Annotated in this window: 13 protein-coding genes and 1 tRNA gene; 5 read left to right on the top strand and 9 right to left on the bottom strand. The window is 55.4% G+C overall.

What is annotated here, in order from left to right; genetic code table 11:
* Nucleotides 1–16: 16 nt before the first annotated feature.
* The 5 genes from FIV45_RS13735 to FIV45_RS13715 form a co-directional block, all read right to left on the bottom strand.
* Nucleotides 17–802: an RES family NAD+ phosphorylase gene (locus tag FIV45_RS13735; RefSeq protein WP_165777111.1), complete on the bottom strand. Its 786-nt coding sequence runs from the start codon at nt 800–802 to the stop codon at nt 17–19.
* Nucleotides 789–1,145, bottom strand: a complete 357-nt coding sequence (locus tag FIV45_RS13730; protein WP_099475172.1) for an MbcA/ParS/Xre antitoxin family protein — start codon at nt 1,143–1,145, stop codon at nt 789–791. The genes FIV45_RS13735 and FIV45_RS13730 overlap by 14 nt, the downstream gene beginning before the upstream one ends.
* Nucleotides 1,146–1,341: 196 nt before the next feature.
* Entirely contained in the window at nt 1,342–1,923 is a 582-nt protein-coding gene (locus tag FIV45_RS13725) for a galactose-binding domain-containing protein (RefSeq protein WP_099475173.1), read from the bottom strand.
* Nucleotides 1,924–2,282: 359 nt separating this feature from the next.
* Nucleotides 2,283–2,936, bottom strand: coding sequence for a 2OG-Fe(II) oxygenase (locus tag FIV45_RS13720; protein WP_099475174.1), 654 nt, complete (start codon nt 2,934–2,936; stop codon nt 2,283–2,285).
* 126 nt (nt 2,937–3,062) lie between these two features.
* Nucleotides 3,063–3,542 carry a MarR family winged helix-turn-helix transcriptional regulator gene (locus FIV45_RS13715; RefSeq protein WP_099475175.1) on the bottom strand — a complete coding sequence of 160 codons (480 nt, stop codon included), beginning with the start codon at nt 3,540–3,542 and terminating at the stop codon, nt 3,063–3,065.
* 250 nt (nt 3,543–3,792) lie between these two features.
* Between FIV45_RS13715 and FIV45_RS13710 the strand changes: the two genes are divergently transcribed.
* The 3 genes from FIV45_RS13710 to FIV45_RS13700 all read left to right on the top strand — a co-directional run bounded on the left by FIV45_RS13710 (nt 3,793) and on the right by FIV45_RS13700 (nt 10,556).
* Nucleotides 3,793–5,790 (top strand): BCCT family transporter, encoded by a 1,998-nt coding sequence (locus tag FIV45_RS13710; protein ID WP_181040080.1) that lies wholly within the window; start codon nt 3,793–3,795, stop codon nt 5,788–5,790.
* Nucleotides 5,791–5,949: 159 nt separating this feature from the next.
* Entirely contained in the window at nt 5,950–8,496 is a 2,547-nt protein-coding gene (locus FIV45_RS13705; protein ID WP_204602381.1) for a TonB-dependent receptor, read from the top strand.
* 95 nt (nt 8,497–8,591) lie between these two features.
* Nucleotides 8,592–10,556 carry a tetratricopeptide repeat-containing sulfotransferase family protein gene (locus tag FIV45_RS13700; RefSeq protein ID WP_099475399.1) on the top strand — a complete coding sequence of 655 codons (1,965 nt, stop codon included), beginning with the start codon at nt 8,592–8,594 and terminating at the stop codon, nt 10,554–10,556.
* Here the strand turns inward: FIV45_RS13700 and FIV45_RS13695 are convergent.
* From FIV45_RS13695 to FIV45_RS13680, 4 genes are all read right to left on the bottom strand, one after another.
* Complete coding sequence (locus tag FIV45_RS13695) at nt 10,553–10,891, bottom strand: tRNA-binding protein (protein WP_099475176.1); 339 nt, start codon at nt 10,889–10,891, stop codon at nt 10,553–10,555. The genes FIV45_RS13700 and FIV45_RS13695 overlap by 4 nt on opposite strands.
* Before the next feature lie 114 nt (nt 10,892–11,005).
* Entirely contained in the window at nt 11,006–11,515 is a 510-nt protein-coding gene (locus tag FIV45_RS13690) for a PAS domain-containing protein (RefSeq protein ID WP_099475177.1), read from the bottom strand.
* A gap of 142 nt (nt 11,516–11,657) precedes the next feature.
* Nucleotides 11,658–11,734, bottom strand: a tRNA-Arg gene (locus FIV45_RS13685).
* 97 nt (nt 11,735–11,831) lie between these two features.
* Entirely contained in the window at nt 11,832–13,511 is a 1,680-nt protein-coding gene (locus FIV45_RS13680; protein WP_204602383.1) for a thiamine pyrophosphate-dependent enzyme, read from the bottom strand.
* A gap of 509 nt (nt 13,512–14,020) precedes the next feature.
* Between FIV45_RS13680 and FIV45_RS13675 the strand changes: the two genes are divergently transcribed.
* Both FIV45_RS13675 and FIV45_RS13670 read left to right on the top strand, forming a co-directional pair.
* Nucleotides 14,021–14,272, top strand: coding sequence for a hypothetical protein (locus tag FIV45_RS13675; protein WP_099475178.1), 252 nt, complete (start codon nt 14,021–14,023; stop codon nt 14,270–14,272).
* Between the two features lie 67 nt (nt 14,273–14,339).
* Nucleotides 14,340–14,609, top strand: coding sequence for a hypothetical protein (locus FIV45_RS13670; protein ID WP_099475179.1), 270 nt, complete (start codon nt 14,340–14,342; stop codon nt 14,607–14,609).
* Nucleotides 14,610–14,770: the final 161 nt, after the last annotated feature.

Genomic DNA, 14,770 nt, shown 5'->3' with positions numbered 1-14,770 from the left:
TCGGCGGGGACGGGGGTCATTGCGGCGGGAGGGCCGGGGGGACGGCTTCGGCGGCGATCCGGAAATCTTCACCGTCAAATTTCAGCAATTGGCCCTGTCCTTGTCCCCGTTCCGGGCCGCTGAACATAACATGCCGGGCCGAGGTTTCACAGAGCCAGGTCTGTTTTTCCCGGGGCCGTTTCGCGGCCAGCGCCGTCGGGGTGAAAAGCGCGATATTGAGCCCCCTGTCCGGGCAGCGGGCGGAGACGAAGGTAAAGCCATCAACGCCGAGCGCTCTTAAGCGCGCGCCGAGATATTGCGTCGCGCCATAGTCTGTCGGATGGCGCAGCAGGTCCTGACACTCCTCAAACGGGGCGGCGTTTAACGACAGGCCGGCGGCGCATCGGTAGGGGACCGAGAAGACCGTATGCTGTGTCTTGAGCGCGCCGGACGGCGGCGGCGTCGCCATGCCGGTCCAGAATAAAACCCGATAGTAAGCGGTTTCCGCCAGCGCCGTCGGGATCTGCGCCGCGCCATAAAAAAGACTGGGCTCATACGGGCTGCCAAAGCGCGAACCCCATTTTAGCGGCGGGTAGCGAAACGGCGTGGCCAGCAGATAATCCAGACCTGCGCAGCCGTCGGGCAGCGGCGGTTTGGACTCCTCCAGCAGTTTTTCCAGCAGGGCCTGTTCTTCCAGTGTCTCGACCAGATCCAGCGTGGCGACCTGTTCCTGGCTTTCCACCACCCGCCAGACGAGGCCGTGGATGTCCGGGGTGATCGCGGCTTTGATCCGGTCTGGTGCGGGAAGGCTATATTTTTCCACGAATGGCGTCCAGATATTCAAGAATATGGACAAGCCCCTGAATGGTCTTGGCCTGTTCCTTGGGCACGCCCCGGGTATGGTGGTTCTGGGTGGAGAACCAGTGTTTGATCGCCCCGGCCTCGCCGCCGACGACGACAAACAGCGCCCGGTAACAGCGGATCAGACACAGCGCGAGTTCCCCCGCCTTGCTGGACGGGTTGAGCCCGCGGGCAATGGAGGTGCGGTCGCGGCCGAGGATCTGACCGAGCTCTTCCTGTGTCAGGCCCAGCGCCTTGGCTGTTTTCAACACGGCCTTTGCCAGAACAACGTCATCGGTGGTTTCTTTCAGCGCGAGGGCGGTCATTTGTATATCCTCTGGAGCATAAAATGTTGCATAAACATCATATATCACAAATAACGTGAAAATGCATCAAAAAATATGCGTTACGGGCAAGATGGCGGCGTTGGCCATAAAAGAAAGCCCCGACCAGATGATCGGGGCTTTGAGGATGCGTCAGGCGGCTTCCGTAAACGGGCCGCCTGACGGCTATGCACTTCTGTTACGGGCGGCGACGACGGGCCACCAGGCCGAGACCCATCAGGCCAAGACCCATCAGGCCGAGCGCCCCGGGGGCTGGAACGGCGGCAACGGTGCCGAAAACCTGAACTTCCGCCAGATGCAGATAGTCGCGGTCGTTCAACTGAACGCGGACCACCTGGCCGGTCTGGCCGACATTATTCAGGCTCCAGGACGGGGTCGGGCCGTTCTGTTGATTATACGCGCCGATCAGGGCGCCATCCAGGAAAACGCTGAAGTTATTCAGGCGGTTGACACAGCAATCTGTACGGTTCCAGATGACGATGTCATCAATCGCGATCATCGCGCCGAGGTCAACTTCCCACCAGGCATTCATCTCAAATCCAGTATGGTTGAGGGAGTTGCTTGGGTTGTTGGTTGACCATACGCCGCTTGTATTGCCGTCAATGGCGTGATCTGCCTGAGAGGCTGCAGGCTGTCCACCATAGGTGGAGGACTGAGACGCGGTGCCGGTCAGGGCCTGATTGATGGCGGGCAGAGCCTGGGCCGGAACCAGAGTGGCGACACTCAACAGAGCGGCGGAGATCAGGGTTTTGAAAAGCATGGATACTTCCTTTATTATGTTATGCGGCGGGTGTGCGCCGGGATACTGTGTTTGTCCCTGTATTTGCAATTAAGATGCCATTTTGTATAAGGCCTTGAAAAAACGGTGATTATTCTGGTGAGAAGGCACGGGGCGGCGGCGAAGGCGGTCTAAACTGTAAAGATTCCCGACTCTCTGGATCATTTTGGCGCAGATCGGGGAACGGCGCGGGAAGGCGTCGGGCGCGAGCTTATGGAGTATTCTGTTTATATGTTATTTATCAGGAGCTTGGCTTGATATATTAGGGATATTTAATTGTGTAAAGAAACCTGACAGCCGGGATGTCGCGGGCCCGGCTTATGGGTCAGTTGCTTAGTCAGTTACTTGAATGTTGGCCCATGCACCCAGGTGGCGAGAGAGTAGCGCCGTCCGGCGGTGACCGGGCATACCCGGTGAAGGGTGAAGCTCGGGATGACGCACAGGGTGCCCTGGGCGGTGCCAAGGGGGATGGCGGTGCCGTCAAAATTGACTTCCAGTGCGCCGCCCTGATACGTGTCCGGCTTGCTCAACTGGATCAGCACCGATAATTTGCGGCTCTGGCTGGCGCCGGAGTGGCCCATGTCGATGTGCCAGTCATAAAAATCGGGCCCGGACAGGGCGTCGCCGGAATATTTCAGCACCTGAAAGCCTTCATCAAACCCGAGAAGGTCGAACGGGAAGTTGCTGCTGTTGGCGCGGGCGACATATTTGACGATGCGTTCGGTCAACCAGGGAATTTGATGTTCATCAAGCCATTCCGAGGCAACGGAACGGATCAGCGGCGCTTTCAGGCCGCCGGCGAGACGGCCCCGGCGGAGATCCTGACTGTCGATATGGGCGATGATCTGTTGGCATTCTTCCGGAGACAGGGCGTCCGGGTAGGTCGCCGCCGCATAAACCAGCGGTGGGGCATTATGACCGAGCAGGCCGCGGTAGTCGAGACCGGCGTCTGGTTCGGGGCGGTGTGGGCCGTTCCCACGATGTGAGGGGCGCATGCTTAGGTCAGGACTACATATAAACGGCGGTGTGTCGTGGGATAAGGCATGAGGCTGTTGCTCGCATTGAGGTACGAACAATTTCGTACCGCCGCATTTTACCAGATATGTGTGCCGGGTACAGCTTTATTTCTTGTCGACCTGCAAATCGCCGACTTCCAGAATGGGCGAGGCGTCAAGATCTTCGGCGTCCATCATGGTGGCGACCCGCTGCAGGCTGGATATCAACTGGGTGCGTTCCCATTCTTCCAGCTTGCGGTATTCACGCAGAAAGCCGCTCTGCAGCAGTTCCGGGGCTTCTTCAAGTTTTTTCAGTCCTTCCGCGGTCAGGCAGGCATAGACGATGCGTTTGTCGGTTTCGCTGCGGTCGCGACGGCTGTAGCCGGCTTTCTCAAGCCGGTCGAGGATAGAGGTCACGGTTGCTTGCGACAGGGAGACGTCGCGGGCCAGGGCGCTGGGCGACATATGGCCTTCCCGCCGCAGAGACTGCATCAGGACAAGCTGTGGCGCGGTCAGGCCGGATGATTTCATCAGGCGCTTGGATTGCAGATCAACGGCCCGCATAATACGCCGGATGGAAATCAGTATTTCATCATAGTCACTCATAACGGTCTCTTGTCCTCTCAAGCGTCATTGTGCTGACCAAGCTACAACAATTCCCGCGAAGCTCAACATGTTTTTATTGTCCACCGTGCGGGCGGGGCGGGCGGCGCTGGCGTCGGAAATCGTGAATTTCCTTGAAAAAAACAAGCAATACATTTAGAACACTAAATAAAAGTAAATTGATTTATGTGTTTAGAGTTCAAACAAAGTATGCGGCGCCGGATATGGTTCGTGTATATTAAGGATGAAGTGAGTGGAAGAGGCTAATCGGTTGTCGCTGCAATTGCGCAAGGGGATATTGCCTGCTGTATTCATTCCTTCCGCGGTGGCGGTTTTTTTGATTGTTCTGTCTGTGGTTCTGTTCCCCGCCTGGGCCGCGCCTTTCTTTAAGCATCTCAATATGTGGGTCACCCAGACCTTTGGGTGGCTGTATGCCTTGTCTGTTGTCGGGTTTTTGCTGGTGGCTCTGGGGATCGCCTTTTCCCGCTTTGGCGCGATCAAACTCGGGGCGGATCACGAAACTCCCCGGTTCAGTTTCGCCAGTTGGGTGGCGATGTTATTTTCGGCCGGTATGGGGATCGGGTTGCTGTTTTTCTCTGTTGCCGAACCGGTGATGCATTATATGGCTCCGCCTGGTGATGCCGTGGGGCATCAGGCTTTGGCCAGTCAGGCGATGCAGGTCACCTTCCTGCATTGGGGGCTGCATGGCTGGGCGGTATATGCGATGATCGGGTTATGTCTGGCCTATTTCGGTTTCCGTCATAATCTGCCGTTGACCATCCGGTCGGCGTTATATCCGTTGATTGGTGACCGTATTTATGGGCCGATAGGGCATGCGGTGGATGTGTTCGCCGTGCTCGGGACTCTGTTCGGGGTTGCGACCTCTCTGGGATTTGGTGTCAATCAGGTCAATGCGGGATTGCATTACCTGTTTGATATTGAGGTCAGTGTCACCATTCAGGTTCTGCTGATCGGCGGGATTACGGTATTGGCGACGGCATCTGTGGTGGCGGGGCTTGATGCGGGGATCAAGCGTTTATCTGAACTCAATCTGATCCTTGCGCTGTGTCTGCTGGTCTTTGTTGTGGTGTTGGGGCCTACGGTGTTGATTTTTAGCTCTTTCACGGAAAATCTGGGGAATTATCTTGCGGTAATGGTGGACCGGGGGCTCAATGTCGGGGCCTATGATCCTGACAGCAGCTGGGTCGGAGACTGGACCATTTTTTATTGGGGCTGGTGGATCAGCTGGTCACCTTTCGTCGGCATGTTTATTGCCCGGATCTCTCGCGGGCGGACGATACGAGAATTTGTTCTGGGCGTTCTTTTTGTTCCGACCCTGATGTGTTTTTTCTGGCTGACGGCCTTTGGTAATACGGCGTTATATTTTATTGGATCGGGCGCCGGTGATATTGTCGCCATGGTGTCTGAAAATATGCCGGTCGCGCTGTTTGTCATGTTGGAACAGTTGCCAATGCCGGGGATTACTTCTTTCCTGGGGATTATTCTGGTCATTACGTTTTTTGTCACCTCGTCCGATAGCGGGTCCCTGGTGATCGATATCATTACCGCGGGCGGCTCGACAAAAACACCGGTGTGGCAACGGGTTTTCTGGGCTGTGGCCGAGGGTCTTGTGGCGGCGACTCTGCTTTTGGCCGGGGGGCTGGGGGCTTTGCAGGCGGCGACGGTGGCGACGGCTTTGCCGTTCACATTTGTGATTATCCTGTCTATTGCCGGTCTGCTGCGGGGCTTGTCTATGGAGGCGCGCAAAGCAAAAGGCGCCGATGTCGCACCGGATATTATTGGTGGCGGAGTCAATATGCCCTGGCGGCTGCGGCTGCATTCCATTCTGGCTCATCCCGACAGCACGCAGATCAGGCAGTTTATCAATGATACGGCGCGTCCGGCTCTGCTGGATGTGATGAAGGAAATCCAGGCGCATGACAATGCGGCTCAGGCGAAGATGAGCGGCGACGGGGCGGATCTGACAATCCTGCATGAGGATGAGCCGGAATTCCGTTTTGCGATCGTGCCCATTTCTCATAAGACGCCGGTCTTTGCACTGAGCGGGGCGAATTTGGAAGATGGGGAAGAGGCTGGCGATAAGGAAGATGAGAAATACTTCCGCGCCGAGGTTTATCTGTCTGATGGGGGGCAGGATTACGATATTTACGGCTATAACCGGGAGCAGATCATTCATGAAGTTCTGAACCAGTATAACCGCCATTTACACTATCTAAGCATTGCCCGGTAAATGTAGGGCAGGTCAATATACTTTCAGTACATTTAAATTAAACGAAATATTAGTATATTGTGATATATAAAATGCTGCTGAATACATAATATTTAAGTCAAGCTCTGGAGTGGTTATCACAAGATAACCCTGAACAATAAACATAATAGGTGGAAACACATGCGTTCTTTAAGAACTGGTTCTTTGAAACAAAAATCCTTGCTGTCGTCCGTGGCGTTGATGACACTTGCCACGGCGGCGGGGTCTTTGCCGGCACAGGCCGAGGGCGAACGCGCCCCGATGGTGTTGGAAGAAATTATGGTGACGGCGACAAAACGCGCCGCCAGCACCCAGGATATTCCGGTCGCCGTGCAGGCGCTGGGGGAAAGCTCCCTCGAAAATCTGCGGGTTGATGTCTTCAACGATTACCTGCTGCAGCTTCCCGGCGTTTCTTCTGGTGGCAGTGGCCCAGGACAGGGCACCATCTACATTCGCGGGCTGGCGTCCACGACCCCCAACCTGACGACGGCCGGTGTGGCGGGGCTTGCGCCCAATGTGGCGCTCTATCTTGATGAGCAGCCGGTAACCCAGGTGGGCCGTAACCTTGATGTCTACGCCGCTGATCTTAACCGCATCGAAGTTCTGCCGGGTTCCCAGGGCACCTTGTTCGGGGCCAGTTCCCAGGCGGGCACCATCCGCCTGATCACCAACAAACCAAGTTTTAACGGTTTTCAAGCCAGCATCAGCGGCGGTGTCTCTTTCACCAAGGGCGGTGAAATGAGCGAGAAACTTGAAGCCATGGTCAATGTACCGGTGATTGAAGACAAGTTCGCCGTGCGCGGGGTTTTCTTTGCCGATGTTCAGGGCGGCTATATTGATAATGTGTCCGGGGTACGGACCGCTGCGGAAAGCGCGCGTTTTGCCTCAAGCACGCCGCGTCCGAACGGGGTTCCGACCACGGACGGTTTTCAGGCCGGCGCCGATTTCTCCGGGGTTCGTTTCCTTGAGGCGCGCAATGAACATCTCGTCGAAGAAAACTTTAACGACGCCACCTATACCGGCTTCCGGGTCAGTGGCCTTTATGATTTCGCCGAAGACTGGAGCGCCACACTGGTTCATATGCGTCAGCGGATTGATTCCGAAGGGGTTTTCTTCATCGACCCAGAGCTTGATGATCCCGAAAATCTTTCTGTCGAGCGGTTTTCCCCTGACTCCACCACCGATGATTTCGATACGACGGCTCTTACGGTAGAAGGGCGCGTCGGCGCGCTGCAGATGGTCTATGCCGGCACCTATCTGAACCGTGATACAGAGCAAACGATTGATTATACCGATTATATGTTTGTTGGTCAGTATCTGCCGTATTACATCTGTGATGCATCCGTGACCTATCCGGGGGCGGCGGCGCCGTCGGGCACCTGTCAGGCCCCTGATCTCTATGTGGGGTCGACTACGGAAACCGAGGTCTGGACCCATGAGCTGCGCTTCACGACTCCGGAGGAAAATCCGTTGCGGGCCACCTTCGGCGGTTTTTACAGCAGCCAGACCCTGGTTGAACGTAATGATTTTACCTATCCGGGATCCATCAACGCCGAGAGCTTCACGCCGGGTGTTTATGGCTGGCCTCAGAACGGGGCTTTGCCGGGATCGTCGGTCAGTGATCCGACCCCGCGTCCTCTGGGCGTGATCTTCTTTAACGACATCACCCGAACGGACAAGCAACTTGGCTTCTTCGGCGAAGTGACTTACGACATCAGCGAGACATTGTCCGTCACGGCGGGCGCGCGCTGGCATGATGTGGATGTGCGTCTGAAAGGCAGCGCCAACTCCTCCTTCTTTAACTTCGGCGGCGAGGACGTGAATGCTTTTGGCACCAATCTGGATACCCAGTTTGATGGCACCCAGGTAATCAACGGCGTTGCGGTGCCGAAAGGCGCCGAGGCCAAGGGCTGGGTATTTAAAGGTAACGTTTCTTACCGCCCCAATGATGATATCCTGCTCTATGTGACCTATTCCGAAGGTTATCGTCCGGGTCTGCCCAATCGGCCGGCGGGGGCCGGGGGTGGCGCGGTTCCGGCCGTGGTGCGCACCGACGAGGTGACCAATTATGAACTGGGCTGGAAGATGGATCTGTTTGACGGCACAGTACGGTTCAATGGCAGCGCCTTCTATGTGGATATCAGCGATCTGCAAACCACGATCTTCGATCCGACGGTGACCAACCTGTTCTTCTCGGATAATGCCGCCGATGCGGAAATCAAAGGCGTCGAAGGCGATATTAACTGGATGCCGGATGCGGTGCCGGGCCTGATGATTTCCGGGGCGTTTTCCATCCTGGATGCGAAGGTGACGAAGTTGGTCGGCGCCAGCGTGGCGATTGCCGGGCCGGGCGAAGACCTCTCTTATGCGCCGTCTTTCCAGGGTAATCTGCGGGCCCGGTATGTTTGGGATATATCAGATGATTTCGAAGCCCATGTTCAACCAAGTCTGACCTACTCCGCATCGTCTTTCAGCGATATCGTGCTGATCAACCGGGCGCAACAGGACAGTTATTTCATGATGGGCATGGCCTTTGGCGTCCGCAATGATAAATGGTCCATGGAAATCTTCGGTGAAAATCTGACCGACGAGAGGGCGCAGTTGAACAACAATCTGGTGTTTGACCGCGAACGGGTGTCGATCAACCGTCCCCGCACCTTCGGGATGCGTTTTGGGGTGGATTTCTAAGGCGTATATTTGCTAAAGTTTATTATCGAAGACAAGGCGCTGCAGATTGTGGCGCCTTTTTTCAGTCAGGAGAAGACCAGGTGACCGCAGAGGCGATGGAGATCAACCAGACGTTACAGCAGGCCCAGAAGGCGCTCTATGACGGCCAGTTCACGCAGGCCATCGCGACGGTGTCCGGGATTTTGCAACAGCATCCGGATCACAGTGACGCGCTCTATATGCTGGCGGTGGCGCAGCGTTATGGCGGGCAGGCGCAACAGGCGCAGGAAACCCTCGACCGTTTGTTGACACAGGAGCCGGACTTTGGTCGCGCCTATCAGGAATGCGGGCATCTTTATCGTGAAATACCGGATATGGACAGGGCTTTGCATGCCTATGTGCAGGCCTGTCAGTGTAATCCGGCGTTGACCGCCAGTTGGCGGGCCCAGGCGGAAATCCAGCGTGAACGGGGCCAATCCCGGGCGGCGGAAATCGCGGCGGCCCAGGCGGATCGCCTGGCGGCGCTGCCGAAAGAATTATTGGCGGTGAGCCATTATCTGCATGAGGGCAAGCTGTTGAAGGCGGAAAAACTCTGCCGGGCCTTTTTGCAGAAGTATCCCAAAGATACAGAAGCCATGCGGTTGCTTGCCGATGTGGCCAGCCGTTATGGTGTTATGGAAGAAGCGGAGTTCCTGCTCGACAGCGCCATTGCTTTTGCGCCGGAGAATATACAGCTGCGGCTCGATTTTATCGCGGTTTTGCGCAAGCGCCAGAAATTCCGCGAAGCCCTGGCGCAGGCAAAATTGCTGTATGACCGGGAGCCCGACAATCCGGTGTTCCAGTCCCATTATGCCATTGAAAGCCTGCAGGCCGGGGAATATGACCAGGCGTTACGCCTGTTCGACCAGGTTCTCGAAACTTTGCCTGACGATCCGGCGACGCTAACGTCACGGGGGCATGCGCTGAAAACCATGGGCCATCAGGCGGAGGCGATTGCCTCTTACCGCAAGGTATTTGACACGACGCCCGGTCATGGCGACGCCTGGTATGGCCTGGCCAATCTGAAGACCTACCGCTTTACGGAGGGCGAGCGCGCCCTGATGCAGGCTCAGGAAAAGGACGGGTTGCTGTCGGGCGCCAGCCGGGTACAACTGTACTTCTCCCTTGGCAAGGCTTACGAGGATGCGGCGGACTATGATCAGGCGTTTCTCTATTACACCAAAGGCAATGACCTGAAACGGGCCCAGAGCCGCTATGACGCCGATCAGATGACGGAAGAACTCCAGGTGCAGGCCGAGATCTGTACGGGGGAACTGTTTCAGAGCCGCAAGGGGCAGGGCTGCCCGGCGCCGGATCCGATCTTCATTGTTGGTCTGCCGCGGGCGGGTTCGACCTTGCTGGAGCAGATTCTGGCGAGCCACAGTCAGGTGGACGGCACCCTGGAACTGCCCAATATCCTCAGTCTGGCCCATGGTTTGCGCAATCGCCAGAAAATCACCTCTGAAACCGGCTATCCCCGAAACCTGCACAGCCTCAGCGCCGAAGAGCTTGCGGAACTGGGCGAGCGGTATATCCGCGAGACGGCGCAGCATCGCGCCGAGGCCCCTTTCTTTACCGACAAGATGCCCAATAATTTCCGCCATATCGGCCTGATCAAACTGATCCTGCCCAACGCCAAAATCATTGACGCCCGCCGCGATCCTATGGCCTGCTGCTTCAGCGGTTTCAAGCAGTTGTTCGCCGAGGGGCAGGAATTTACGTACGGGCTTACACAGGTCGGGCGCTATTACCATGACTATGTTGAGCTGATGGACCATTGGGACCGGGTGCTGCCGGGAGAAATTCTCAAGGTGCAATATGAAGAGGTGGTTGCCGATCTGGAGGGGCAGGTGCGGCGCATTCTGGATTATTGCGGGCTGGAATTCGAGGAAGCCTGCGTCAATTTCCATAAGACGGCGCGGACGGTGAAAACCGCAAGCTCGGAACAGGTGCGGGAAAAAATCAACACCAAGGGCCTGAAACAGTGGCAGCATTTCGAGGCGCACCTTGGCCCCTTGAAGACGGCACTGAGGGGGATTTAAACCAGGCGCGCGCCATTGGGCACCGGTTTGTCAGGCACGGCCAGCACCACGGCTTTGCCGTCCTGATAAAACCCGGTGACCAGACATTCCGACATCAGGGGTCCGATTTGTTTGGCCGGGAAATTGGTTACGGCGACGACCTGTTTGCCGACGAGTTTATCAAGGGTATAAAGGTCGGTGATCTGGGCGCTTGATTTACGGACTCCAACCTCTGCACCGAAGTCCACATGCAGGATATAGGCGGGGTTGCGGGCTTCGGGAAAGGGATGGGCTTCGATAATGGTGCCAACGCGCAGTTCTACGGCGCTGAACTGGTCCCAGGTGATGGTGGTCATGAAAATCTCCGGTTATGATTATGTAAAACCATAGTATTTTCCGGTAAAAAGTAAAGGGCTGTCGATTTATGTCTGTATAATGTGCGCCCAAAAAAGACGATTGGTGGCGTGCAGTCAACGGCCCATAATCTGGGCATCTGCCCGGGCGAGAATAAGGACAAAATAATCTGCTGTTTCACCCTCTTTGGAAAAAGGGAAAGCGCCGCGCACGACTTTAATATAATCTTTGTCCAAATAGGAGATATGCCCCGTTTCAAAGAGAGGGGCCTTGGTCTTTCCGATCATGACAAATTCCTTATGGCGTTTTTCGAATTTGTCCTCTGGCATGATTTCGCTGATGAATTTTTTGGAATCGGAAGCACCGCATATCTCAATGATGCCTTCACCTTCAAGTCGGTCGAAATAATCCTGTCTGCCGTTATGGAATTTTGCTTCCAGCAAGATGATATAGGGTAAAATTGACGGGATTTCAGGGGGAAGAAGGTCGCGCCTTAAAGGTAGATCTTTATCGCCCTTGATCATTTCCCAATAATCATAAAAGAGTTTCGCCGGGTGATGATCGGGGATATCTTGCAATTCAATATGTATCGAGTCCCGATGGTCGCTATTTCTCATATTCAACATAGAATCACCTTTACGCAGGACTTAAGGGTACTTTCACAACATACCACTGTACAATATCAGAATATAATTAACTAAAGGTATACGAAAGCATTGGGGGGATATAAAACGGGGACGGCACAGAACGGTTAGGTCTGTGCAAAAATGGTGATCCCGACGCGATTCGAACGCGTGACCCCCAGATTAGGAATCTGGTGCTCTATCCTGCTGAGCTACGGGACCACTCTTGAAAGCTTCTGTTCTTTAGCATAAAGACAGGGCGCGATCAATCGAGGGAATGGATTTCTTCGGGGCGGCCCCTGCGCCGCCGGCCGGTCAGTCATTTCAGCAGGAACTTCCAGGGCGAAACCTCGCTGCCACGGGCCTGAGTGACTTCAATCAGGACCGGTTTGTCGAGCGACAGTGCCATCTCCAGAACGGGTTTTAAGTCCGCCGGGCTTGCCACCCGAAAGCTCGTGACGCCGAAGCTTTCGCCGAGCTGTACGAAATCCGGGTTGACCAGTTCCGAACCGATCACCCGGCTGTCATATTTTTCTTGCTGGTCCCGGCGCACATTACCGTAGGCGTGGTTGTTGAACACCAGGGTTACCAACGGGATATTATATTGTACGGCGGTCGCCAGTTCCTGAACTCCGAACATAAATCCGCCGTCGCCAGCGATGGAGATCACCGCCTTGTCCGGATGGGCCACCTTGACGCCGAGGGCCGTCGGGAAGCCGAAGCCGAGATTGCCCTGATAGCCGCAGCTGACATATCGGCGCGGATGATAAACCGGGAAGCCGTAGCTGGCGGCAAAACCCATCTGGCAGACCTCTTCTACCAGAAAACCGTCGCGGGGCAGCACGTCGCGGATCACCTGGAGATAATCCATCTGCGGCTGAACCTGTTGAATTTCGGCCAGGCTCTCCGTCTTGGCGGCGCGGATTGCGGCGCGGCGGCCGGAACCGGGAACGCCCGCCTTGATCAGGGCATCGACCAGGGCCTGGGCACCGTCGGCGGCATCTGCGATCACCGGGGCATCGGTGTCGAGCTTGTCCATTTCTGCGGCGTCTATATCCAGTCGCAACAATTGGCGGCCGGGCAGGGCGCGCTCATATGTCATAAAGCTGCCCCAGCGGATGAAGGGAATTTCGAGCCGGGTGCCAATACCGATCATCACATCCGTGTCGGGCCACAGCTTGTAAGCCGAGGCGATGGTCAGGCCAAGCTCATGATCGTCGCTGACAATGCCGCGTCCGCCGCGAAAGCCGACCACAGGCGCATCAAGCAACTCGGCGAGTTCGGTGATTTCGGCGCTGGCATGCTGGGCGCCGCTGCCGACGAAGATCATCGGGGCTTTCGCATTTTTCAGCAGGGTTATGGCTCGGTCGATTTCCTCCGTGTTGATGGACGGTGTTTTGGGAGGCTCCACGGCCGGTGGGGTGTCGGAGTGGATGACCTTGCCAAGATCATCCCAGCAGAGCTGCAATGAGGCGGGGCCTTGCCGGCCCGTGGTGGCCTGATGAATGGCTTCCTGCAGCAGACGCGGGGTGTCTTCGGGGTTGTCCACATGGGCGGCCCATTTGGTCAGGCCTTTGAGGATATTCAGTTGATCAGGTAATTCATGCAGATGGCCGCGGCCCTGTCCCTTGAAGCTGGTGGGGACTTCCCCGGTCAGGCAGAGGGTGGGGGCGCAGGCGCCGTAAGCCGTGCACAGGGCGGCGGTGGTGTTGAGAACACCGGGACCGGGTACGGGCGAGAAGACCCCGAGCTTGCCTGAAGAGCGGGCATAGCCGAACGCCATATAGCCAAGGGCCTGTTCATGGCGGGCGCCGATGACCCGGATCTGGTCCTGATGCTGATAGAAGGCGTCGAAGAGATCATACATCTGCGCCCCGGGCAAGCCGAAGACCGTGTCGACATCATTTTCGATCAGGCCTTTGACAATGGCTGTACTGGCTGTGCTGGCCGTACAGGTGGATGGAGGGGTCAGTTTGGACTTTGGGGGCATTTCCGTCATGGTATTTTCTCTCGTCGCTTAACTCAAATTCTGCTGGTCTTTCTTGTCCCGATCAGGCGCGCGCCGCCTTGATCCAGATCATAAAATAGAAGTTTCAATTATTACAATATGAAAGTAATATACTTTTGCGGATTTTTCAAGTCTGAATTTTCGGCCTGAAAGTGGTGATCCTATAGGTATAGGGGGGTAGACGGCCCCCTCTGCAATGCTGGCAGTGTGCTGCACCGGTTGGCCGGCCTTTTGGCAATATAAGCCAAATGTGAGAGGAAACCACCTGAGACTCACCCTCTATGAGTCGCCCTAATACACCTGTTTTGGCCGTGTAATACACCGCTATAACAGTTATGGGAAAAATTTATTAACAATAATGCATTGTAAATAAACGATAAATTATTTTTTGTTGTTTTTTTGTTGACGATTATCGATCTAGTGTACTATATAAGTAGCACACCAAGTCGCTAGAACAGAGAAACAGCGAGATACTTTAAACCCTACTAAGGAGATTAGTTATGAACAGCATTTTGACAAACAGCATTGAAGCCAACAGCTTTTTAGGCCTGGTACAGAACACACAGAAGAAGAATGGCATCAAGACGTTTGCCCGTCGGCAGATGGCCAAAGTGGAAAGCACTGAAGTTTTAACGAACCTTGCTGTCGCCACCATCGTCATTGTTATGGGTCTGGCTGCAGGTTCCGTATCACAACAGAAAATTGAACAGGCGAGATTTGTTGCTCCTGTTGTGACCGAGGTCGCCGTCTAGACAGGCTGGCGCGCCTCTGAGGACGCTTTCGATGCGGCCCCGAAGGTTTTAAGAAAAGGAAAGAGACATGAAGAATTTACTGATCAGCCAAACAGACCCTTACAGCTTTATGAGCTTGTTGCATGCCGGCGGACGTCCGCTGCGGGGTCAGCGTTTCACGGCGACGCGTAAACTGCAGCATATGATTAATGCCGCCATGGTGTCTCTTCTTCTGATGGTCGCCATAAGTCAGATGGCCCCGGCGGATCTAAGCCAGGACCAGGCTGCGACCGAATTATCCTTTGGAGAGACCCGTACAGGCGAAGCCTGTGGCGTAGAGGCCTGTAAAATGGTGTGACCTGATCTCTCAAGAATTTCCATCAGGAATGAACCCCTGATATCTTCCAACTGTCATGATATTATGTTTCAGGACATTTTGGCCCCGGTTTAACCGCCGGGGCTTTTTTTTTGGTCAGGTTCGGTCTATATACGGTTCTCAATGATAAAGGATATTATACA

Origin of the sequence: Paremcibacter congregatus (assembly GCF_006385135.1) — a bacterium.
Classification (GTDB): Bacteria; Pseudomonadota; Alphaproteobacteria; order Sphingomonadales; family Emcibacteraceae; genus Paremcibacter; species Paremcibacter congregatus.
This window is presented reverse-complemented; position numbering and strand designations above follow the sequence as displayed.